Here is a 20723-nt window from a genome sequence, read left to right as displayed (position 1 = left end):
CGGTTCGCATCGGGGTGGCTCGGGATCCTCAGCCGAGGTGATGGACCTCCTGGAGCCGGTGCACCGGGGTGTCGATCCCGACGTGCCGGGCCTTCAGCTGGAGGGCCAGGTAGAGCGAGTAGTGGCGCGACTGGTGCAGGTTGCCGCCGTGGAACCAGAGGTTCTCCTGCTGGGTCGGCTTCCACATGTTGCGCTGCTCGCCCTCCCACGGGCCGGGGTCCTTGGTGGTGTCGGAGCCGAGGCCCCACACCTTGCCGACGCGGTCCGCGACCTCCTGGCTGATCAGGTCGGCGGCCCAGCCGTTCATCGAGCCGTAGCCGGTCGCGTAGACGACGAGGTCAGCCGGGAGCTCGGTGCCGTCGGCCAGCACGACGGACGTCTCGGTCAGGTGGTCGACCTGGCCGTGCGCGAGCTTGACGTCGCCGTTGGCCACCAGCTCGGCCGCACCGACGTCGATGTAGTAGCCCGAGCCGCGGCGCAGGTACTTCATGAACAGTCCGGACCCGTCGTCCCCCCAGTCGAGGTCGAAGCCGGCGGCGGCCATCCGGTCGTAGAAGTCCTTGTCGCGCTCGCGCATCTTGTCGTACAGCGGGATCTGGAACTCGTGCATGATCTTGTACGGCAGCGACGCGAAGATCAGGTCGGCCTTCTCGGTGGTGACGCCGTTCTCGAGCGCGCGCTCGGAGTAGAGGTCGCCCAGGCCGATGTCCATCAGGGTGTCGCTCTTGACGATGTGCGTCGACGAGCGCTGCACCATCGTCACGTCGGCGCCGGACTCCCACAGCGCGCCGCAGATGTCGAAGGCCGAGTTGTTGCTGCCGATCACGACGACCTTCTTGTCGGCGTACGCGTCCGGTCCGGGGTGCTGCGAGGAGTGGTGCTGCTCGCCCTGGAAGACGTCGGCACCGGGGTAGGTCGGCACGTTGGCCTTGCCCGACATGCCGGTCGCCATCACCAGGTGGGTGGGCTTGAGGACGAGCGGCTTGCCCTCGCGCTCGAGGTGGACGGTCCACTCCCCCGTGCCCTCGTCGTACGACGCACTGGTGGCGACCGTGTTCGACCAGTACGGCACCTCCATCACCCGCGTGTAGAACTCGAGCCAGTCGCCGACCTTGTCCTTGGGCGCGAAGACCGGCCAGTTGTCGGGGAACTTCAGGTAGGGCAGGTGGTCGTACCAGACCGGGTCGTGCAGGCACAGCGACTTGTAGCGGTTGCGCCACTGGTCGCCCGGGCGCGGGTGCTTGTCGATGACGAGGGCCGGTACGCCGAGCTGGCGCAGCCGGGCGCCGAGGGCGATGCCGCCCTGGCCGCCGCCGACGACGAGGACGTAGGGCTGGGTGTCGACGCCCAGTGCGGCGTCCTCCGCCTGGCGCTTCTCCAGCCAGGTCACCCGCTCCTTGGTCGCACCGTGCACGGCACCCATCGGGCGTCGTACGCCCTTGGGCTCCTCGTGGCCCTTGAGCTCGTACAAGGTGGTGAGGAAGGTCCACGCCTTCGGTCCGTCCTCGTCGACGACGCGCACGAGGCCGCGGCCGCGGCCGACAGACGTCTCGAACTCGAACCACGCGGTGGTGACGCCGTCGGCGGTGTCGGCGGGCTCGGTGAGCCGGAAGCCGCGCGGGTCGACCCGGTCGAGGGTGTGGGTGAGGAGGTCCGCGACGCCGTCGGGGTTCTCGACGGTGGTGAGGTTCCAGGAGAAGGCGATCAGGTCGCGCCAGAAGCTGGTCGCGGCGAACTGGCCGGCGGCGCGGTCGACGTCGCGGGCGGTGAGGGCGTCCTCGAAGGCCGCGAACCAGGCGGTGGCGGGATCGATCTCGGGGTCGGTGTCGGCCGTGGTGACGGGCCGGTCGTCGAGCTGGGTCATGCCGAGAAGTCGACCTCCGGACCGCCATTGCCGGGAACCGTTGCACGTTGTTGCATGTGGCCTCGATCACACCGCACCGCCTACGGTGGTGACATGGCCACGCACGACCTCGCGATGCGGGCCCGCGACCTGGTCCGGATCCACGACGCGGTGCTCTCCGGGTCCGCGCCGCCCGAGCGGCCGCGGGCCGTCGTCGCGCGGTCCTGGACCCGGGTGCTGAGCCTCGGGATCGATCCGGACGGCCGCAACGGCCGCGACCCGCTGCCGCCCTCCGACGTCGAGGAGCGGCGTCGTACGTCGCGGCTCTCGCTGGTCATCGACGAGATCCGTGAGCTGCTGCTCAGCGCCGCCGACGCGTCGAACTACCTGGTCGTGGTGACCGACGCCGAGGGTGTGGTGCTGTGGCGCAGCGGCTCGCCGCGGGTGAAGCGGCAGGCCGACGGGCTCGGCTTCGCCGACGGCGCGACCTGGACCGAGCAGGCCGTCGGCACCAACGCGATCGGCACCGCGCTCGCGGAGGCCGCGCCGGTGCAGCTGTTCGCGGCCGAGCACTTCGAGAACGCCCAGGTGCCCTGGTACTGCACCGCCTCCCCCATCCACGACCCGATCGACGGCTCGCTGCTCGGCATCGTCGACGTCAGCGGACCCGCGCTCACGCTCCACCCGGCGATCGAGGCGCTCGTCACGGCATCGGTCCGGCTCGCGGAGGCACGGTTGTGGCGCCACCACGAGGAACGTCTCGACCAGCTGCGGCGAACGGCGGAGCCGCTGCTCTCCGGCGCCAACGGCCCGCTGCTCGTGGTCGACGACCACGGCTGGGTCGCCGCGCACCAGGGCGTCGCCGTCCGCGACCGGGTCGAGGCGCCCCAACCCGACCGGGCCCTCGCCGTACCGGGGATCGGGCTGTGCCTGCCCGAGCGCCTGCGAGGTGGCTGGCTGATCCGGCCCTCGGCCTCCGCGCACGTGCTCTCGGCAGTGCTCGATCTCGGCGCCTCGCCCGCGACCCTCGAGGTACGCGGCGGCGACTCGCCGTGGCGGGTCGCACTCACACCCCGGCACGCCGAGCTCCTCGCAGCCATCGCCGCCGCCGGCCCGGCCGGCGTCTCCGCAGGCCGGCTCAGCCAGGTGCTGTACGGCGACAGCGGGCGCCAGGTCACCGTGCGCGCGGAGATCTCGCGGATGCGCCGGGTGCTCGGCGCGCTGCTGGCGACCAACCCCTACCGCCTCGGTGAGGGCGTGTCGCTCAGCGTGGTCGGCGCTCGCTAGCTGTCGATTCCGAGCAGCTCCGGCTCGCGCTCCCGCCAGGCCGCCGCGGCCTGCTTCGTCACGGGGCCGGGCGCCTCGAGGGTGCGGTCGTCCCAGCGGTGCACGCCCTGCACGTCGCGGGTCGTCGAGACCAGGAAGATCTCGTCGGCGCCGGCCGCCACGTCGATCGGCTCGTCCACCTCGACCGCCCCGACCCACTCCAGGACCAGCGCCCGCGTCACTCCGGCCAGGCAGCCGCTGGCCAGCGTGGGCGTGCGCACCTCGCCGTCGACCACGTAGAACACGTTGGTGCCGGTGCCCTCGCACAGGTTCCCGGCGAGGTTCGCGAACACCGCCTCGCTCGCGCCCTGCTCGCGCGCAGCGGCCAGGGCGACGACGTTCTCGGCGTACGACGTCGTCTTGAGTCCCGCCAGCGGCCCCCGCTCGTTGCGCGGCCACGGCACGGTGATCACCGCCGTCGTCTCCTGCGCCGGATCCATCGGCGCGGCCACCACGATCGCGGTCAGCGGGTCGTCGCCGCGCCCGCTGCCCAGCGGTGCGTTGCCGCCGGTGACGGTGATCCGCAGCCGACCCAGCGGCAGCGGTTCGCCTTCGAGCACGGCGGCCACGCCCCGTCGTACGTCATCGACGTCGAGGCCCACCAGCCCCAGCCCGGCCGCCGACCGCTCCAGCCGGTCGAGGTGGCGCCCCAGCGCGAACGGCTTGCCGTCGACGACCTTGACCGCCTCGAACACCGCGTCCCCGACGGTCAGTCCGTGATCGGTCACCGGCACCGCCGGCGCCATCGGGTCAGACAGGACTCGGCCGTTGATCCACACGCGCATGGGCCCAGCGTAGAAGGGGCCGACATGCCGGAAGTGGACCCCCGTTTTGGCGCGGTTCACGCAATCGGCTACTGTTCTCAACGCACCGCAGGGCGGGCCGAAAGGCACGCAGGGCAGTGCGATGCGGACGTAGCTCAGTTGGTAGAGCGCAACCTTGCCAAGGTTGAGGTCGCGAGTTCGAGCCTCGTCGTCCGCTCGGAGTGGTCAGACCCACTGCCTGACCAGGCCAGTGTGTAGGGCCGCCGCGGTGGGTTGGCCGAGAGGCGAGGCAACGGACTGCAAATCCGTGTACACGGGTTCAAATCCCGTACCCACCTCACAGACAACTCCACAGGGGCGATTGGCGCAGCGGTAGCGCGCTTCCTTGACACGGAAGAGGTCACTGGTTCAAACCCAGTATCGCCCACCAGAGGAAAACGGCCTCTGACCTGCGAATACGCAGAGTCAGGGGCCGATTCTCATTTCCCCGTGGGCGCCACGTGGACAGAAGTTTCGGCCCTCTCCTACCAGCGAGAGGCCCTGGAATGACCGCACTCGTTCAGCCGGATCAGTTGACCCGGCTGCCCTTCGCGCCGCTCACCATCGAGACGCTCTTCAGCCTCCAGGACGAGGTGTCGCGCAGGATCGGAACCGCGATCGAGATGGGCTGGCACCGCAAACCCGAGTTCTACGACGACCTCGACAAGCACGCAGCCGAGCGAGAGCGCTGGGGCAACGCGATCTCTGCGCGGTTCCCGCGTCTGAGCGCGCCCAGCGTTCTGTCGGACCCCGAGCGCACCGTCTGAAACAGAGCGGCCCCGTCTGGTGCGCCAACACCAGCGGAGCCTTGGAACCACGTCCACGAGGAGGACGCAGAACCCATGACATCATCTCCGATCACCGAGACAGCGACCACGCCCGCCCTTGTCTGCCCACCCTGGTGCACGACTCCGGCCGAAGAGCACGCCCGGGATCTCGCAATCCCTCGAAACGACTGCACGTTCCATCGCAGCGCGGTCGTCGATGCCTGGCAGACGCCGCACCAGTACCCGAACCGGGTCGTCGACATCGTGGTCCAAGTGAGGACCTGGGAGGACGTCAGCACCGGACGCAAGCAGACCTGCGTCGACATCGATGGGGATCTCAGTCGAGGCTCCGAGGACTTCTCCGAGCTCGCTCCGGACGACGCCCGGCGCCTGGCCATCGCGATGCTGACGGCGGCCGAGATCGCGGACCGCTCCCCCGCCGAGCTGCGAGCCCCCGACCAGACGGACGTCGATGCCGTGCGCCAGCTCCTCGACCTGCTGGAGTGCTACTCCTCCAACGACCAGCGCGCCCGCTACCTGCTCTCGAGCAACTGGATGCGCGACCGAGGCGCCTTCGCCGGCGCTCGCCTCCGTGCTGTCCCGTCGGGCAGCGAGTCGTCAGGGGCGCGATGATGGCGACGCCCTACTACCAGATCATCCGGCCGGCGCAGGCTGAGTTGCGGGCAAACATCCGCCAGATGGCCGCGGCGCGCGGATGGACGCTGACAGACCTCGCCCGACGAGCGGATGCCTCGTACAGCAAGCTCACCCAAGGACTCGGGGCAAACCGCTGGTTCGACGACGGCGAGGTCGACGCCTTGGCCGACGCACTCGAGGTTTCCTTCGACGAGTTGATGGGCACCTCCGTGCTCAAGGCTGACGCCCGCGGCAGCGTCTACGACAAGCCGCATCCGCGAAGAGTCGGACAGGACGTCGGAGCCGGGAACGGAAGGGCTCTGTGCTGCGAGTGCGGCACGTTCCGCCGGTTCACCGTCGCCGAGGAGGTCCATGACGGCCGTGGTGTCATGGACCTCGACGACGGTGACGTCCTCGGTCGTCGGATGGTCACGACCTTGCCGTGCCGGTATTGCGGGCGAGAGACGCTCCACGCCCAGCTCCGCACCGACACCCACCGCGACATCTCCGAGGAGAAGCAGGCCGGGCCGACTCGTGAGCAGGAGGCGCTCCAGCGTCGTGACGCGCTGATCGCCCGGCTGGCTGGCTTCAACGTCGATGTTCACTTCCGCTCCAGGCGCAAAGAGAAGGAGCGCGCCGACGGCTACGTATCGTGCTACTCCTTCGACGAGTCCAAGGACCGCTGGCGCATTGAGATCGACCCGAACACTCCCGCCCGAATCCAGTCGGTAGCGCTCCTGAAGGCGTGGACCGCAATCTCTACCGACAATCACAAGGTCGACTGGGATCCCAAGAAGGGCGTCGTCTTCGGACCCTCCGATGGGACCTGGGAGGTGGCCGTCGAGGATCTGATCCAGGACATCCGACGCGCCATGCCGAGCGAACTTCAGCGGCTTCGCCTTGCCATCGTGGACGAGATCACAACCGGGGAGGCGGCCCAGTGATCCGCTACCGCATCCCCGTCCGCGAGCCACCAAGCCGCCCGCCCTCGATGGGCGGGCGCACCTTCGGGCTGAGAACCAGAAGGTGCTGGAAGACCTGCTTGCCCGTCTTCGAGAGCACCCGGCCTCGAAGTTCACCACCCTTCACTTCGAGGAAATCGTCATGCCCGACCACTCCCCCGACGTCGAGATCGTCGAGGTCACTCCACAGCTCGCCGAGACCTGGCTGAGCCGCAACACGAACAACCGCAACGTGCGCCGCAGCGTGATCGACGCCTACGCCCGCGACATTGCGGCCGGCCGCTGGAGACTCAACGGCGAGACCATCAAGTTCGGCCCCAGCGGGGTCCTCCTGGACGGTCAGCACCGCCTCGGCGCCGTCGTCCAAGCCGACACGAGCGTGCCCATGGTCGTCGTGCGCAACCTGTCCGACGACGTGATGTCGACCGTCGACACTGGCGCCAAACGCTCCTACGCAGACGCGCTCAAGCTGGCCGGCGAGGAGAACACCACGACCCTGGCCGCGGTCGTCCGACGTGCCGTGATGTGGGAGCGCGGCATGCGCACCAACACCGGTGCCATCAAGCCGACCGCACTCGAGATGGACGACTTCCTCGACCGCACACCCGAGATCCGCGCCTCGGCCGACCTCGCGTCACGGCTGGCGTCACGCGAGCGGCTACCGGCGTCCGTGATCGGCCTCTGCCACTTCCTCTTCTCGAAGATCGACCCCGACGCCGCCACCACGTTCTTCCTGCGCGTCGCCGACGGCGACGGGATCCCCGCGACAGACCCCATCGCGGTGCTGCGCAACCGCGTCATCAAGCTCCGCGTCTCCGGTGGCCGGATCAACGAGACCGAGGGACTCGCGCTCACCATCCGCGCCTGGAACGCACACCGGGCCGGCGAGACCCGCACCAAGCTCCAGATGCCGAAGGGCGGGCTGACGAACGAGAACTTTCCGGAGCCGAAGTGACAGGCGGCTCCGCTCAGGGGATGTCGAGCGCAGCGCGCAGGGCGTCGTTCAGCACCGGAATCGCGGCCCCCGACAGCCCCCCACGAACAGCCATTACCTCGTCCTCGAATACCTCGACAATGTCGTCACACACGACACAGCCAACGAACACTTCAGGGTGCTCGAGTGGGACAATAGACGGCAGGTCCGGCTTCGCCGTGGTAGTCATCCGCGCGCACAGCACACTGCCAAGTCGTTCGTTGCGCCGGTTGTTTGAGACCACCACCAGCAGCTTGGGTTCATCCAGGCCGATATCGGCCTGGATGACCTGCCCCCTCACTAGCGGCCATGTGCTCACTCGTCAGCCCACGCCGGCTTCCGACGGCGGGACACCCGACGACGCTCGGCGAGCGTGTAGTCCTCCGCGATCTCTGCATAGCCCCGGGACTCAAGTTCCTGCGACACCGCACGAAGCCCAGCTTCGAACACAGCGTGAAGGACAGCGGCCTCGCTGCTGTCCTCAGCAACCTCCTCGGCGACGAGGTTGGACAGGGCGGCACGACGGTCTGCTGAACCCCGAAGCATGTCGATGTCGCGGATGTCGCGAGCGCTTAGGGGAAGGCTTTTGCGCGCGGCCGGTCGATCTAGAGTGGCCATGCAGCAAACTGTGCATCACAGATTGCGGCAAGACAACCCCTTTGGGACGTTAGTCACATCCACTATGTCTCGGGACTTCGCGAAGAGGGCCCGGGGCTGAGAGTTTGGCGCCATCTGCTCGTCGCCGGGCGCCCAGTCAGTCTTCCCGGCAGTCGGCGCATGTCTCAGTGCGCGCGTCGTCGAAGGTCACGAACTCGATGAGTTGGCCGCACTTGCGGCATCTGAGATATGCCATACACGCAGCATGCCTGAGAGGTCCGACAGGGAGTGGCCGACGCGCCCCCTGCATGTTTCTGGAAACCGTCGAAACCCTCTCAGTGCCGGAGCTCTCCGACGTGGACGTTGAGGGTGCGGAGAGCCTTCTCAATGTTGGCCAGTTCCTTGCCCGTTCCGGATGCTCGCGGACCTTCTGTCGGCATCGGCACAACGGCGCCGTACCCCATCAAGTCGAGTGGGTAGGTCTCCTCGAACTGGTCGAGTTGCTCGTTCCGATAGGACAGCCGACAGGTCACCGCAGCGGGCGCTCCTGACTCAGTCACACCCATCGACGGGGCATCTTCTGATCGCCACATCACACGCTCCCGAGCCCCAGGCACAAGGGTCCGGGGCGTTGCCAAGTAGTCGGCGAGGCGCTCACTGATGTGATCATTGGCGTCTCGGGGCGTGATGGGACCCGCATCGACCGTCACCTCGTAGGCAGCAGATTTTCCGAAGTTCTCGACTACAAGATCCCAGAAGCCCGCACCGTGCAACCCAGGCACGGCCCGCACTGTCACATATGGCCGACTGTCCCGCTGCGCCTGCTCCTGCAGGAGTCGCAACTGATCAGCAGCGCCGCCAAAGGTTCGTTGCGCCACCACCACGAGCCCGACCGTGGCAATGCCAGTACCTAAGGTCGAGATTGCTGTCACCCAGAGCAGGACGTTGGTCATGGGGTTGATGATCCCGCGACTAGGTCTGAGGCCACCAAAGTGGTCATGGCGTCAACCCATTCCTTGTCCGACTACGAGCCGTCCTAGCCAGCACCCTCGCGCCAAGGATCCGTAACTGCACCAGGCCCAGCGTGGGAGCTGCGACCGCTTCCGCGCAGTTGCCGCATGCAGCAGACCCGAAGATCTTGTCGTAACGGTCGCAGACGTTCTGTCGGACCCACGTCCTAGCTTCGGCTCAGCGAGTCGCTCCACCCGACCATCTCCTCTCTTCTCTTGTGCACTGCCCGACGGTGGGGCGACTCGCGCTCGACCTCGGGGCACGTCAGCCTCGCTTCCTGTTGCGGGACGCGTTGCCGGCGCCCTTCTTGGTGGCCTTCGCGAGGGACGAACCAGTCGCGCCGGGCGCCGCCTTCTGGATGCCGTTCAGTTGCGCGAGGAGCGCGTTCGTCTGGTCGACCTTCGCCTGCAGCGCGACGATCTGGGCCGTGTAGCCAGCCGCCGCAGCGGCCTGTGCGGCCACGGAGTCGGCCAACTTGGAGCGGTCTCCGTACCTAACCTCGAACTGGTCGAGCTGGGCGGCCGAGAGGGCAGCGAAGTTGGCGATCGTCGCCGAGTCTCCCTGGGCCAACAGTGCGTCAAAGGCCGGGCCATCGAGCCCCTTGCCCTGGAGCGCGGCGATGTTGGCCGACAGAGCGTTCCCGTTGGCGATGTCGCCGTTCAGGCGGGCCATCACGTCCTCGAAGGTGCCGCCCTTCGACCACACATCGGTGGCGCCGAACAGGTCGGAGGTGATCTTCGAGGACACCGCCGATGTCAGCGAATCGGACAGCGACTGACGCGCCGACACCTCGCCCTTGAGCGCATCCGCCGACTCGTCAACCCACTTCACCAGCGACTTGAGCGACTTGGGCAACTGATCGAGCTCGGCTAGCGAGCCGAAGCCGGGAGCGACCAAGAGAGAGCCGCCACGCCTACCTCCAGCAGTGCCGCCCTCTGCCAGCATCCCCGCGTTGATCGCCTTGAGCAGCGGCCGGTTGCGGTCGGCCTGGCCATGGCGGTTGGAGATGACCTCTTCACCGGGGGCCAGCAGGTACGGGAAGCGGTCCGAGTAGGGGCCGCCGTCCTTGGGGACCGTGGAGCCGTTTGCAGAGCCGGGGCCACCGAACAGCTCCGGGAGGCCGCCCGGAGTGCCGACGGTGGCGTTCTTGCCGTACTTCCGCTTGACCTCGACGGTCTGGATGATCGGCTTTCCCTCGATCGAACGACGAAGGTCGGCGATCGCGGCCTTGGCACTGGCGACAGCCTCCCTGGTCTTGTCCTTGACCACGATCGACATCGGCTTGGCGAGCTGGTTCGCCAGCCCCTTCGCCTCCTGCTTCGTAGCGCCCATCTTGATGGCCGCCTCGATCAACGACTGGCGCACCTTGCGGTAGGCGGCCTCGACCTCCTCGGCTGGAGCGTCCTTCATCGCCTCATTGGTGGTCGCCCAGGCGTTGGCGAGGTTCGAGATGGCAGTCAGGTTGTCCCGGCCACCCTCAGTCGACGCGTCGAGTCCCCGCTTGCCCTCGTTGGCAGCAGCGGCGACGCCGTCGATGGCCTCACCTAGCCGGATCGAGGCATCCACGCCGCCCCAGTAGGCCGCTGTTGCCTCGTGCGTGCTGGATGCGAGGTCGAGGAGCTGGCCGCTGGTGAACCCGGCGTCCTCGCCAGTCTGGCGCAGGGCGTCGGAGAACCCAGCCTCGGCCAACTGCGCGCGCTGGGCGGCCTCGACCTGGCCCTCGAGCACCGAGCGGCGTGCCTCAAGGTCGGAGTTCGTGTCGGAGAACTCGCCGATGCCGATGTTCGCGAACGCGTCCTGGAGGATGAGCTTGCTGCCCTTGGCGAAGTCTCCGACGCTGTCGAGCTTCGAGATGTCGTTGAGGTTCGCCAGCTCCTTCTCAACTGCGGCGATCTCCGCGACCATCTGGTTCACGTCGCCGGAGGCCAGAGCCGCGTTGAACGACTCGGCCGACGAGGTGCTGACGTCGAGCGCGGCCGAGAGATCCATCAGCGCTCCGGCACCTGCACCGACCGCCGCGCCCCATGGTCCGGCGATCGTGCCCATGAGCGCCAGGGAGGCCGAGTTCGAGATGCCCATGCCCTCAGCAGCACCGGTCGCGGCCACGGTCAAGCCACCGATGACAGCGGTGCCCTTGGCCATCCCAGTCAGCGCCTTGGACTGCCTGGCCTCAGCGAGGGCGGCCGAGGTGCCGAGGTAACGCCAATTGGCGCCAACGAGACGGAGGTCGGACGCGGTCGCCTTGAGACCACCCGTGCCAGCTCGTCCGAGGCCAAGCACGCCTCCCGAGGCCATACCGCCCGCCAGGGCAGTCGAGCCGGTCAGCCGCGTCTGGAGAGCGGCTGTCACCTGGAGCGTGCGGTTGAGCAGCGTAAGAGCAGAGACGGCAGCCAGGATCGGCGTCCCGAGGTCACTGTCCGCGATCGCGGCCAGCACCTTGCCGAACGACTCAATGATCTGGAGTGATGGACCGCCCAACGGTGCGATGGCTTCGACGATCTCGACGACCGCCTTGCCGACCGCAGCCAGGGCGTCTGCGACACGGGGGCCGTTGGTCTGGATGTAGGTGACGAAGGACTGGAAACCCTCGGTTGCCGACAGGCCATCGGCCCACTCGGCGAAACCGCGCGACGCGTCGACGAGCCAGGTCGAGAAGGAGGAGTTGATCGGCCCGAATGCCATCCACAGCTCGGCGAGAGCCCGAGTCACGTTGCCCACAGAGTGACCGAGTTCGGTCAGCGCTCGCGGTCCCTCGGTGCCGATGAACGTCCGGAACTGCTGCCACTCCGGCCCAGCGAACGCGGCAGCTCCTTCGGCCACCAGTGAGCCACCGGCGCGACCGATCTGCTCGAACAGGTCGGCGACCTCGGGCCCGACGCGCTCGACAGAGTCCAGGGCATCCGTGAGGCCGGGAAACCAGCCGGCGGCCGCAGCATCGCGGATCTCGCGGAGAGTGGGGCGCAGCTCCTGGAAGCGGGTCACGAACATCTGCGCCGACGGCCCGATCTGGTCCATCGCCTCTCGAGCCTTCTCGAGGTTCGCGGCAGTGGGCTCGAGCGCCGCGGTGTTCATCGCCTTGAGGGCGTCACCGACACCCTGGGACGCAGCGACCAGCGAGCTCATCGCGATCGTCGCGAAGCCCATCTGGGACGCCAGGCCAGCGATCCCGCCTGCAGCCACGCCGCCAGCAGCGACCCCACCGGGACCGAAGACAGCCAGGCTGTCAGCCAGGATCCGCATGCGACCCGAGAACCGGTCGACCTCGGCGCCCTGACGGCTCAGCGACGTGCCGAAGGAGTCCATAGCCCGGCCGCTTTGGAGGAGGTGCGGACCGACATCCACTGACCGCCGGTCGAGGTTGTGCAGCTCGCGGGACAGGAGGGCAGTAGCAGCGGCGTTCTTCGCCATCTTTGTCGAGAACCCGGAGTCCTCAAGCTCAAGAACGACCCGTTCACGGCGCGTAGCCATCAGGCCACCTCCTGCTCGTCGGCGCGGTAGATCTCAGCCAGGAGCTCGCCCACCGGACCAAGGAGGGCGATGAGCTTGGCGTGCTCTCGGAAGATCAGCGGGTTGCGCAACATGCCCTCGATGCCGTTGGTGATCCACGACATCAGGACGACCTTCTCGTCGTCGGTGGTGTCGGCTGCGGCCTCGACCAGCATGAGGAGCTGCTGCTGGACGGTGGGCGGGAGTGCCGCCAGGTACTCGGCGTCAGTGGTGGTCAACGCGATGCCCCTTCGGGTAGGGATTGGATGGATGAACCTGGGGACGCGAGGTCCCACAGCCGGTTGGCGTCGGAGGCCAAGGCCGGGACGTCGGAGAGCTTGCAGCCGGCACGCGCGAGGTATTCGTCGACCCACTGCCGGCGGCCCTGTTCGATGAGGAAGTCGGCCGACCAGGTATGACCGCTCGGGATGATGCTCCATCCGTCGCGGCCAGGGATCCCCTGCTGCTCTAGCCACCACGATCGGACGATGCCGAAGCGCCGACGAACCTCGTGCTGGGTCCGGATCAACAATGGGTCAGTCGGAGTGTGGCCGCCGACCCAGACCTCGATACAGCGGCCGATGACGAGGCAGGCAGGCAAACCTCCGCTCACGGTCAAGGCGTGTTCGGTGCGAGCCCGAGCACGTCGCCGCTCGCTCACTCGGTGATCCTCCAGCCCAGCGCGGTCAGCGCCCTCGGCGTGAGTCCCAGGGACTCGGCGGCGTACCGGTACTCCTGTGCCTGCCACGCGCTGGCCTTGTTCTCCAGGATCGCCAGCTCGTAGGTGATCAGCACGGCCACGGTGCCACGCGCCGTCTCGTCCCACTGCGTCGCCTGAGGCGAGCGCCAGAGCTCCTCCCACCGCTCCCGCTCCGGGGCAGACCAGTCGCGCCCGGCCGGGAGGCCAGGAACAGGGAGATCACAGCCAACGGCAGGCAGATCGACGAGCGCCATCCGGCTGCCGACCTGGCCCCGGTGAGCCCGGCTGTACGGCTTCTGCGGATTCTTCTTCGGCGGCACTGCTCACCTCCTCCATTGAGGTTGATTGGTCGTGAAACCTGCGAGACACCTCCTCCGCGGTCAGGGATACTGGGTGGGGCCGGTGCATCCCCCTGGGGCCGGGGGCGCATCAGATCGGGCCATGCCCGAGCTGCTGGCGCATCTCCTCGTAGAGGCTGCGCTTGGGAGCCGGCTCGGGCTCGGCGGCGTAGGCGGCGATCCGGCCGGGCGGCACCTGGGCGAACTCGTAGGGCTCGGCGAGGTAGAAGTGGCCTTCCATCTGGAAGTCGGACTGCAGGCCGCCGGTGGTGGCTCCCTCGAGCTGCGTGAGGCGGGCTGCGATCACCGGGCGCTCGGCGAGGAACGCTTCGAGGACCGGCGCCCATGCTGCACCGAGGAAGCCCGCGTGGTTGCGGTGGGCGACCTGCGCAATGGCACGAGCGAGAACCTCGTCGCCGGTGTCGTTGGCCTGCTGGACCAGCCTGAGAGCGTCGGCAGGGTCGGTGATCTGCGAGGCGCGATCAGCCGCGTCCCGCAACGAGATGGCGTCGGCTCCGGAGACGGAAGTGGCTCCGAAGATCTCGCGGTTGAGCTTGGTGACAGTCGCGGCGCGTTCGCCTTCGAACTGCTCTCGCAGGCTGGTGAGCTGCACCTTGGCGTCGGTGTACGCCTTGGCGAGCTGCCGAAGGCGGCCGTCGTCGTTGAGGTCCTTGTTGCCTCGGACGCGGGCCAGGGTTGCGTTCAACTTGTCGTGGATTGCCATCGCCTTGGCGGCGACCTCGTCGGTGATCGCAGGCACTGTGTCCTCCTATGCCGCTCGTGCGGCCTTGAAGTGTTCGATGTCTTCTCGGCTGACCCGGTACTGGCCGCCGATCTCGTTGGCCGGGAGCCGGCCATTCGCGATTGCTTTGCGAATGGCCCGCGAGGTGACTCCCGCAAGTTCGGCGGCCTGCCCCGTGGACAACCACTGGTCTGACTTTGCGGCAGGTTCCGGCTTGGTGTCGTCCGTGGTTCCGGCTGCGGAACCACGCCAGTGCATGGCAGCGAGTCGGATCTCCTCCAGCTCCTTCGAGAGCTGCGGATCCACGCCGCGCACACGCACGCGCAGAGTGGTCAGTCCGGCGTACTGCTCTAGGAATGCGCAAGCCCGAGCGCTGACAACGACGGCCGGCCCGTCGGTCCCGATCAGCGCCACGTCCACCACCCCCACGACCGACAGGGACGCGGGACGGGGACGCGGCTACAGCGACGATGCCTGTCACTACCCCCGTCCCCGTCCCCCCTAAGGGAGGGGGACGGGGGACGGGGTTGTGTGACCCCCGTCCGGGACGAGCCGGGACGGGGCAGGGACGGGGGACGGAAATCAGTCATCCTGGCCTCCCCCATCCCACGGCTTGAGGAGTGCGAACGGGGTCTTGTCGGAGATGTACCCCTCGACCTCGAGCAGTGCCCGAGCCTGACGGATGGTCGTCGCCTTGCCCTTAACCATGGCTTCGATCTGGGTGCCCGACAGCGGTCGACCGACCTTCTCGATCGCCGCACAGATCGCGCCCATAAGGTGCGTCGGCCGGAACTCGACGTCGGCAGTGTCGACCGGCGCAGCCACCTCGAGCTCCGCCCACGTCTCGTGATGTGAGGCCATCACCAGGTCGCCGAACCAGTGCAGGCCACCCGACGACGACAGGGCGTGCCGGCGAAGTTGTCCGGGCCGGTCCTTGGCGATCCGGATGGTCGACCTGCCGGTGATCCCGACGCCGAACGAGTTCCGGTTCTCCAGCACGTAGGCGGCACCATCGAGGGCGTTGAGCTTGTGAACGGCTCCAAGGCTGTACCGACCGCGGCCCTCCGCGGACTTGGTGACGTGGTCGAGCGACACCGATGCAGCACCAGCATCAGCGAGGCGCCGCGGGAGCATCCGACCGAACGTCGCAGCGTCCGAGTTGGAGTTGGTGTCGAGACCGTGGAGCGTCATGGCCTCGGTGACACCGTCAACGATGCCCAGGGTGGGCTGTACGTCGCGCAGGAGCACGCCGAGGTCGTCGAGGTGGATCCCACTCCCCAGCGCGTCCAGCGGGCGCACGTAGTGGAACCGCTCGCGGATCGCCTGCTTGTCGACCTGCAAGGTCAGCAGGCGGCCGACGATGCCGCCCTCGTCGTCCTCGAAGTCGACGTAGACGACGTGGTTGCCGACGCTGAGCTCGTGGACCACGGCCGCGAGGACCAGCCACGTCTTGCCGCCCTCCGACTCGCTCGAGACCGTGTGGACCTTGCCCGGGTAGAACAAGCCGATCCCGTCGGCACGCCGGCCCACCGTGGGCTCTGCAGGCTTCCAGGCGCCGTCGAGCACGTCGGAGAGGTCGACCGGCTTCCACGACCTGCGAAAGACCGGCTCGCCTACAACGAGGTGGTCAGGTGGTGGCACCTCGACGTCGGGATAGTCCTGCCCGAAGCCTCCCGCGCTCACCAGAGACCACCGTCCTCGGCAAGGGTGTCCGTTCGGCTGACACCCTCAGGGGTACTCGCTGAGTGAGTGCCCTCGCCGAGCACCGTGACAGAGATGTTGCGCTGCTCGAGGTAGGCCAGAACGTCGCCGAGGCGGTGCCGGTCGATCATCCAGCCGCCGACAGTGCCGGCGTAGATCGGCTTGGCGCCGGCCTCCTTGAGCAGCTCGGCGACCCGCCAGCCGGTGAAGACGACGATGCGGCCGTCGAGGGTCGCGATGATGCGCATGCGCGTGCTCAAGCCGCCCACCCCCTCGGCGGAAACTCGGCCATGACGGTGTCGATGTCGTCGGCGATCAACTCCGGTCCGTAGATCCGCCAGAAGATCGCAGCGTTGCGGCACGCCTGGGCCATCTCGCGGCACCGCGGGGTGCCGACAGCATCGAACTCGCGGGCGCGCTCCTCGTACTGCTGAGGGGCGGCCGAGCAGATCGCGTCCTGGATGACCCGGCAGGCGAAGTGGTCGAGGTAGTCCTTGGAGCTCACCGGCCATCACCGCCGCCCACGATTCGGAGATCCGGCCGGGCGGTCTCGAGGTCGCGTCGAGCACACCGATCCGACGAGCACGTCATACCGAGCAGTGCGGCACGGTTGCGCTCGTCGAGATCAAGCGCCGTGCAGCAGTTCCCGTCGTACGGACGAGAAGAGGCGTTGGCGATCAAGACGACCACCCCCGAGCCATCGCGAGAAGACCTTGTCGCTCCTCGCGTTCGAAGACGCGAGTGGCCTCGAGCGCCACCGGGTCGATGTGCCGGGTGATCGCCTCGTCAACGAGGTCCCGCAGGATCCGGGTCGGGATGGCGTCGACCTCGACCGACTCGCCCGAGAAGGTCTTCGCCCTCGAGTCAGTCGCCTTGGTCGGCCGCGTCGGGAGCCCCATCGAGGAGATCTGCTCCTCCGTGACGGCGATCCTCTCGAAGGAGATCTTGACGTCCGGGGCGAACTCCCTCAGCTTGACCTGGACGTGCTTCCACGCGGCGACACCGGACGGATCGTGGTCGCCCAGCTGATAGACGACGGTCGGCTTCCCGACCGCCCTGATGGTCGACGCCGTGGAGTAGAGGAACGTCTCCGAGGCGAACCCTCTGGCGATCATCAGCGGCACGTCGTAAGAGTCAGTGACCGGCGAGACGATCGACGAGATCGCCTCCTTCTCCGACCAGACCTCGACGTAGGTGTCCTGGTTCGCCCAGAGTGCCCGGCGGTACGAGATGGCGGTGTCGTGCAACGCCTGCTCCACCGAGTCCCATGACCGTGACTTCACGTGCCACCTGGTGCCGTCGGCGATCCACTCGTAGGGCAGCGCTCCGTCACGACGGAGCTTGAGGACCCGGCGCTGGACGACGCCGTACTCCTTCTCCGTCTTGGCGACCACGCCGGCCGACATCACCCGGTAGAAGACCCCGCGGACCGAGAGCGGGTTGTCGTTCCGGCAGACCTCGACGATCACGTCGTCCAACTCCGAGTAGGCCGCCGCGGTACGTCGGTTCCTGGTCGTAAGGGGCTTGTGCCTTACGACGTCGTCCATCGACATGGTGGTCGTCATCAGGCCACCTCCGCGAGGTCGGCAACAAGGCGGCGACAGACCGGCCCGAGCTCCAGGCGGACGGACTCGTCAGCGTGGAGCGGGTGACCGCAGCGCGTACACCGGATCTGCCCGTCGAGCGGGGTTACGATGGTGACGTCGGTGGCGATCGACATCTTCGAGGGCGTTCCGTTGACGGCGGGGCGCCCTCGGTCGTGGAAGTTGGACATCGGCCGTCACCCGACCTTCGCGGACGGGATGGGCTTGAGGAGCTCGTCGAGATCATCTGCCGCGATCCGGATCAGGCGAGAGCCAGAGACCCGGCGTGCGGGCAGGTCCCCGCTCGCGATGTAGTTACGGATCGTGCGGGTGGTGACGCCGAGATATTCGGCGGCTTCGGACTGGCTGAGCCAGCGGCGAGGCGAGAGAGTCGCCATCTGTTCCTCCCAGGGGAACGCTTAAGAGCGCTCCTCCACCTGAGAGGAATCGATACAACAAGAACGATATCAAACCGAAGCGTCGCCCTTGGGCACGACCTTCAACAGCGTGTCCCAGTCGGCTTCGAGTACGAGCCCGCCCCAGGAGAGGTCGACCCCATCGGGATTCGCAACGCCGTCAGGCCAATCCACGATCTTCCAGCGCTGCGGCAGATGCCCGAGCGCCTTGATCGCATCTTGCGTGATCGCAGAGACCAGATCGTCTCGGCGGTCGTGCACCCATTCCAGCACCCCCAGCAGACGCACCTTCCTCATGGTCGGAGCGGTGCACCCCTGCCGTGGGCAGCGAGCCCGATACCGAGTGCCGATTCCCGAGCCTCGCTTGAGGTCGACGTGGCGGTCACCGTCGAGCTTGGCCTCCGGATAGGCGACACCGCGCTCTTGATCCCAGACGTAGCCGTCCGGAAGCGGGATGAGCCAGTTCTCCTCCCAGGTCGTACCGGGTTTGCCGCGAAAGGCGGGCACGACAGACTCCTCGCCCCGGAAGGTCGGGGAGGAGACTCCCATCGAGGTCTGCACGGATTCGTGCAATGTGCCCGCCGCGTGCGGACCGACGAGGTGATGCAAGTTCAGGTCTGCGGGAACCTTGACCCTGGGATCCCACCAGCCTTCAGCCTCGGTCCAGAACTCGGCCAGGGTCTCGTCGGGGTGAGTCTTGCAGTGCAGGCGCAGGATCGGCTTGAGCATCAGGGCTGACCTCCCGCCAACTCGGACATCCGCTTCGCCAACTCCTGCATCCGGTCTTGGGCGGCGTGCTGGTAGCGCATCGCCGCGCCCGAGGTCGAGTGCCCCGCCAGCGCCATCAGTTCGGCCAGAGTCGCGCCGGCGACCGCGGCGTTGGTCAGACCGGTGTGCCTCAGTGCATGGAAGTTGAGGTCCGGCCGACCGGCGATCCGGCGGGCCTCGAAGTAGCCGTGGCCCTTCCTCTTGATCGAGCCGTCGTGGTTCAACAGCGACTCCCTGCCATAGAAGGCGGAACTCGACAAGTGGCTCACCTTGGTCGCCTTTCCTTCGTTGTCGCGGTCGACCTGGCCAGGGAAGAGCAACCCGTCCTTGCCGGGCAGGGCGTGGTTCTCGAGGTGGGCTCGGACGTCGTCGATGAGGTGGGGTGGGATCGGCACGTCGCGGATGCCGGCGTCGGTCTTCGGGGTCTTCACCTTCTGCACGATCGTGACGGTGCCGTCAGGAGCGGTCTCGCGCACGCGCACGACTCCCCTGCGCACGTGGATGACGCCGCGCTTCAGGTCGACGTCTCCCCTGCGCAGCTCAGCGAGCTCTCCGAACCGGAGCGCGGTCCAGGCCGCAAGGACGACCATGACACGGCGCCGCTCGGGCATCGCGGAAGCGATCACGGCCAGCTCCTCGAGAGTCGCCGGTCGGATCTTCTTGGCCCGCTTCGTCGTACCGCCACCGCGGACCTTGGCGGGGTTCGCCGTGCGGATGAGGCCGCGGTCGACGGCCGTGCCCAGGATCGTGCGCAGCAGTGCATAGGCGTGCGCCCGGTAGGTCGGGGTGTCGGCCGCCGTCAGCTCGTACCAGCGGTCGACCTGCTCCGGGGTGATCCCGACGAGGGCGTCGTCTCCGAAGGTCGGCAGCAGGAACCGGTCGAGAAGATCTCGGTAGTGATCCCGGGTGCGGTCCGCCAACGGCCGGCCTCGGACCTTTCGGCCGGCCAACCAGGACTCGGCGTACTCGCCGAAGGTCAGCGCCATCGCCTTCCGGCTCGCGGCCCGGACATCCGGAGCCTCCCAGCCCTCGGGATCGTCCTCGATCGCACGGAGCTCGCGGTCCAACCAGAGCCGAGCCGCCTTCACATCCTCGAAGGTGACAGGCGCCTTGTGTCGGCCTCCGTCGGGACCGGTGAAGCGCACGCGGTAGCGGCCGGACGGCAGCTTCTCGACGCTGCCGGTGTGTGGTCGACCGGTCTTCGGGCGGGCCATTCGCTGCTGTGCTCCCTGTCCGTCGTGGACTCAACGTGGACAAAACACAGTCTATTCGATTCCGTGGACTTCCGGTCGCTTCCGTTGTACTGTGTCGCGTATTCGCAGTTCAGAGACCTGTTTGCCGAGGTAGATCCAGTGATCTCCAAAGCATGGGCGGTCTGGTTCAAACCCAGTATCGCCCACCAGCCTTCGGGCACCGAGCCGGCTCGGATCCTCACGGATCGGGCCGGTTTGTTCGTTTCCGGTGCCCGTTCACGCGACGCCCTCGCCCCGCTCCCCCGCCAGGAACCGCTCGACCCGCCGGTCCGGCACCAGCCACATCGCGGCCACGACCACCATCGGCACGATCCCGGCGACCGGCTCCCACAGCGCAAGCAGGATGCCGGCGATGTAGAGGACGGGCGAGATCTTGCCCTTCATGTCGCGGCCGAGCGCTTCCTTGGTACGCCGACCGGACGGCGTGCGCTCGACGACCAGCTGCAGCAGGTAGTAGGCGAGGGCAGCGCCGAGCAGGTTGAGACCGTAGACGATCGTCGGCACCTCGGCGATGCGGCTTTCGTCGAGCCAGGCGGTGGTGAACGGGTACAGGCTGAGCCAGAACAGCAGGTGCAGGTTGGCCCAGAGCACGGCGCCGTCGACGTGCTCGACCAGCTGGAACAGGTGGTGGTGGTTGCTCCAGTAGATGCCGATGTAGACGAAGCTGAGCACGTACGTCAGCAGGCCCAGTCCCGTGGAGTGGAACAGCGCGTGCCAGTCATCGCCGGCCGGCGGCTTGAGCTCCAGGACCATGACGGTGATCGCGATGGCGAGGACGCCGTCGCTGAATGCCTCGAGGCGACCGGTGTGCATGCGCG

At 67.8% G+C, this 20723-nt stretch carries 24 protein-coding genes and 3 tRNA genes; 8 read left to right on the top strand and 19 right to left on the bottom strand.

Annotation, left to right across the window (positions count from 1 at the left end):
* Window positions 1-28 precede the first annotated feature (28 nt).
* Complete coding sequence (locus QI633_RS11350) at window positions 29-1864, bottom strand: NAD(P)/FAD-dependent oxidoreductase (protein ID WP_282429025.1); 1836 nt, start codon at window positions 1862-1864, stop codon at window positions 29-31.
* Window positions 1865-1957: 93 nt separating this feature from the next.
* On the opposite strand from QI633_RS11350, the gene QI633_RS11345 reads away from it, so the two are divergent.
* Window positions 1958-3130, top strand: coding sequence for a GAF domain-containing protein (locus QI633_RS11345; RefSeq protein WP_141799099.1), 1173 nt, complete (start codon window positions 1958-1960; stop codon window positions 3128-3130).
* Here the strand turns inward: QI633_RS11345 and QI633_RS11340 are convergent.
* A complete protein-coding gene (locus QI633_RS11340; protein WP_282429024.1) occupies window positions 3127-3954 on the bottom strand; it encodes an aminotransferase class IV in 828 nt (275 codons plus the stop codon). The genes QI633_RS11345 and QI633_RS11340 overlap by 4 nt on opposite strands.
* A 123-nt stretch (window positions 3955-4077) precedes the next feature.
* Between QI633_RS11340 and QI633_RS11335 the strand changes: the two genes are divergently transcribed.
* The 7 genes from QI633_RS11335 to QI633_RS11305 all read left to right on the top strand — a co-directional run bounded on the left by QI633_RS11335 (window position 4078) and on the right by QI633_RS11305 (window position 7292).
* Window positions 4078-4150, top strand: a tRNA-Gly gene (locus tag QI633_RS11335).
* A gap of 50 nt (window positions 4151-4200) precedes the next feature.
* Window positions 4201-4271 (top strand) — tRNA-Cys (locus tag QI633_RS11330).
* 17 nt (window positions 4272-4288) lie between these two features.
* Window positions 4289-4363, top strand: a tRNA-Val gene (locus QI633_RS11325).
* A 115-nt stretch (window positions 4364-4478) separates the two neighbouring features.
* Window positions 4479-4739, top strand: coding sequence for a hypothetical protein (locus tag QI633_RS11320; protein WP_282429023.1), 261 nt, complete (start codon window positions 4479-4481; stop codon window positions 4737-4739).
* Window positions 4740-5012: 273 nt separating this feature from the next.
* Window positions 5013-5372 carry a hypothetical protein gene (locus QI633_RS11315; protein ID WP_282429022.1) on the top strand — a complete coding sequence of 120 codons (360 nt, stop codon included), beginning with the start codon at window positions 5013-5015 and terminating at the stop codon, window positions 5370-5372.
* Window positions 5372-6319: a helix-turn-helix transcriptional regulator gene (locus QI633_RS11310; protein WP_282429021.1), complete on the top strand. Its 948-nt coding sequence runs from the start codon at window positions 5372-5374 to the stop codon at window positions 6317-6319. Before QI633_RS11315 ends, QI633_RS11310 begins: the two co-directional genes overlap by 1 nt.
* A gap of 160 nt (window positions 6320-6479) precedes the next feature.
* Window positions 6480-7292 (top strand): hypothetical protein, encoded by an 813-nt coding sequence (locus QI633_RS11305; protein ID WP_282429020.1) that lies wholly within the window; start codon window positions 6480-6482, stop codon window positions 7290-7292.
* Between the two features lie 13 nt (window positions 7293-7305).
* Here QI633_RS11305 and QI633_RS11300 read toward each other — a convergent pair whose 3' ends face one another.
* From QI633_RS11300 to QI633_RS11220, 17 genes are all read right to left on the bottom strand, one after another.
* A complete protein-coding gene (locus QI633_RS11300; RefSeq protein WP_282429019.1) occupies window positions 7306-7629 on the bottom strand; it encodes a type II toxin-antitoxin system PemK/MazF family toxin in 324 nt (107 codons plus the stop codon).
* Entirely contained in the window at window positions 7626-7928 is a 303-nt protein-coding gene (locus tag QI633_RS11295) for a hypothetical protein (protein WP_282429018.1), read from the bottom strand. Before QI633_RS11295 ends, QI633_RS11300 begins: the two co-directional genes overlap by 4 nt.
* A gap of 314 nt (window positions 7929-8242) precedes the next feature.
* Window positions 8243-8860, bottom strand: coding sequence for a hypothetical protein (locus QI633_RS11290; RefSeq protein WP_282429017.1), 618 nt, complete (start codon window positions 8858-8860; stop codon window positions 8243-8245).
* A gap of 322 nt (window positions 8861-9182) precedes the next feature.
* Window positions 9183-12386 carry a hypothetical protein gene (locus tag QI633_RS11285; protein WP_282429016.1) on the bottom strand — a complete coding sequence of 1068 codons (3204 nt, stop codon included), beginning with the start codon at window positions 12384-12386 and terminating at the stop codon, window positions 9183-9185.
* Window positions 12386-12643: a hypothetical protein gene (locus tag QI633_RS11280; protein ID WP_282429015.1), complete on the bottom strand. Its 258-nt coding sequence runs from the start codon at window positions 12641-12643 to the stop codon at window positions 12386-12388. Before QI633_RS11280 ends, QI633_RS11285 begins: the two co-directional genes overlap by 1 nt.
* Window positions 12640-13065, bottom strand: coding sequence for a hypothetical protein (locus QI633_RS11275; protein ID WP_282429014.1), 426 nt, complete (start codon window positions 13063-13065; stop codon window positions 12640-12642). Before QI633_RS11275 ends, QI633_RS11280 begins: the two co-directional genes overlap by 4 nt.
* Window positions 13062-13424, bottom strand: coding sequence for a hypothetical protein (locus tag QI633_RS11270; protein WP_282429013.1), 363 nt, complete (start codon window positions 13422-13424; stop codon window positions 13062-13064). Before QI633_RS11270 ends, QI633_RS11275 begins: the two co-directional genes overlap by 4 nt.
* A gap of 109 nt (window positions 13425-13533) precedes the next feature.
* Window positions 13534-14202, bottom strand: a complete 669-nt coding sequence (locus QI633_RS11265; RefSeq protein WP_282429012.1) for a hypothetical protein — start codon at window positions 14200-14202, stop codon at window positions 13534-13536.
* A gap of 9 nt (window positions 14203-14211) precedes the next feature.
* Complete coding sequence (locus QI633_RS11260) at window positions 14212-14598, bottom strand: helix-turn-helix domain-containing protein (RefSeq protein WP_282429011.1); 387 nt, start codon at window positions 14596-14598, stop codon at window positions 14212-14214.
* Between the two features lie 168 nt (window positions 14599-14766).
* Window positions 14767-15867, bottom strand: coding sequence for an AAA family ATPase (locus QI633_RS11255; RefSeq protein WP_282429010.1), 1101 nt, complete (start codon window positions 15865-15867; stop codon window positions 14767-14769).
* The gene (locus QI633_RS11250) at window positions 15864-16145 is read right to left on the bottom strand and encodes a hypothetical protein (protein WP_282429009.1); all 282 of its coding nucleotides are present in this window, start codon (window positions 16143-16145) and stop codon (window positions 15864-15866) included. The genes QI633_RS11255 and QI633_RS11250 overlap by 4 nt, the downstream gene beginning before the upstream one ends.
* Window positions 16142-16390: a hypothetical protein gene (locus QI633_RS11245; protein ID WP_282429008.1), complete on the bottom strand. Its 249-nt coding sequence runs from the start codon at window positions 16388-16390 to the stop codon at window positions 16142-16144. The genes QI633_RS11250 and QI633_RS11245 overlap by 4 nt, the downstream gene beginning before the upstream one ends.
* A gap of 172 nt (window positions 16391-16562) precedes the next feature.
* Window positions 16563-17450 carry a hypothetical protein gene (locus QI633_RS11240; protein WP_282429007.1) on the bottom strand — a complete coding sequence of 296 codons (888 nt, stop codon included), beginning with the start codon at window positions 17448-17450 and terminating at the stop codon, window positions 16563-16565.
* A 215-nt stretch (window positions 17451-17665) separates the two neighbouring features.
* On the bottom strand, window positions 17666-17866 hold the full coding sequence (locus QI633_RS11235; RefSeq protein WP_282429006.1) for a helix-turn-helix domain-containing protein: 201 nt from the start codon (window positions 17864-17866) through the stop codon (window positions 17666-17668).
* Window positions 17867-17935: 69 nt separating this feature from the next.
* Window positions 17936-18613 carry a hypothetical protein gene (locus QI633_RS11230; protein WP_282429005.1) on the bottom strand — a complete coding sequence of 226 codons (678 nt, stop codon included), beginning with the start codon at window positions 18611-18613 and terminating at the stop codon, window positions 17936-17938.
* On the bottom strand, window positions 18613-19866 hold the full coding sequence (locus QI633_RS11225; RefSeq protein ID WP_282429004.1) for a site-specific integrase: 1254 nt from the start codon (window positions 19864-19866) through the stop codon (window positions 18613-18615). The genes QI633_RS11230 and QI633_RS11225 overlap by 1 nt, the downstream gene beginning before the upstream one ends.
* Window positions 19867-20121: 255 nt before the next feature.
* Entirely contained in the window at window positions 20122-20718 is a 597-nt protein-coding gene (locus tag QI633_RS11220) for a TMEM175 family protein (RefSeq protein ID WP_282429003.1), read from the bottom strand.
* Window positions 20719-20723 lie beyond the last annotated feature (5 nt).

Source organism: Nocardioides sp. QY071, from assembly GCF_029961765.1.
Classification (GTDB): domain Bacteria; phylum Actinomycetota; class Actinomycetes; order Propionibacteriales; family Nocardioidaceae; genus Nocardioides.
The sequence above is the reverse complement of the archived record's forward strand: the minus strand, read 5'-3'. Positions and strand labels throughout refer to the sequence as shown.

Coding starts and splice junctions, on each gene's coding strand:
- QI633_RS11290 (WP_282429017.1), bottom strand. CDS start 8,860: ATGACCAACGTCCTGCTCTGGGTGACAGCAATCTCGACCTTAGGTACT.
- QI633_RS11220 (WP_282429003.1), bottom strand. CDS start 20,718: ATGCACACCGGTCGCCTCGAGGCATTCAGCGACGGCGTCCTCGCCATC.
- QI633_RS11310 (WP_282429021.1), top strand. CDS start 5,372: ATGGCGACGCCCTACTACCAGATCATCCGGCCGGCGCAGGCTGAGTTG.
- QI633_RS11230 (WP_282429005.1), bottom strand. CDS start 18,613: ATGCTCAAGCCGATCCTGCGCCTGCACTGCAAGACTCACCCCGACGAG.
- QI633_RS11225 (WP_282429004.1), bottom strand. CDS start 19,866: ATGGCCCGCCCGAAGACCGGTCGACCACACACCGGCAGCGTCGAGAAG.
- QI633_RS11345 (WP_141799099.1), top strand. CDS start 1,958: ATGGCCACGCACGACCTCGCGATGCGGGCCCGCGACCTGGTCCGGATC.
- QI633_RS11320 (WP_282429023.1), top strand. CDS start 4,479: ATGACCGCACTCGTTCAGCCGGATCAGTTGACCCGGCTGCCCTTCGCG.
- QI633_RS11305 (WP_282429020.1), top strand. CDS start 6,480: ATGCCCGACCACTCCCCCGACGTCGAGATCGTCGAGGTCACTCCACAG.
- QI633_RS11350 (WP_282429025.1), bottom strand. CDS start 1,864: ATGACCCAGCTCGACGACCGGCCCGTCACCACGGCCGACACCGACCCC.
- QI633_RS11295 (WP_282429018.1), bottom strand. CDS start 7,928: ATGGCCACTCTAGATCGACCGGCCGCGCGCAAAAGCCTTCCCCTAAGC.
- QI633_RS11340 (WP_282429024.1), bottom strand. CDS start 3,954: ATGCGCGTGTGGATCAACGGCCGAGTCCTGTCTGACCCGATGGCGCCG.
- QI633_RS11235 (WP_282429006.1), bottom strand. CDS start 17,866: ATGGCGACTCTCTCGCCTCGCCGCTGGCTCAGCCAGTCCGAAGCCGCC.
- QI633_RS11285 (WP_282429016.1), bottom strand. CDS start 12,386: ATGGCTACGCGCCGTGAACGGGTCGTTCTTGAGCTTGAGGACTCCGGG.
- QI633_RS11240 (WP_282429007.1), bottom strand. CDS start 17,450: ATGACGACCACCATGTCGATGGACGACGTCGTAAGGCACAAGCCCCTT.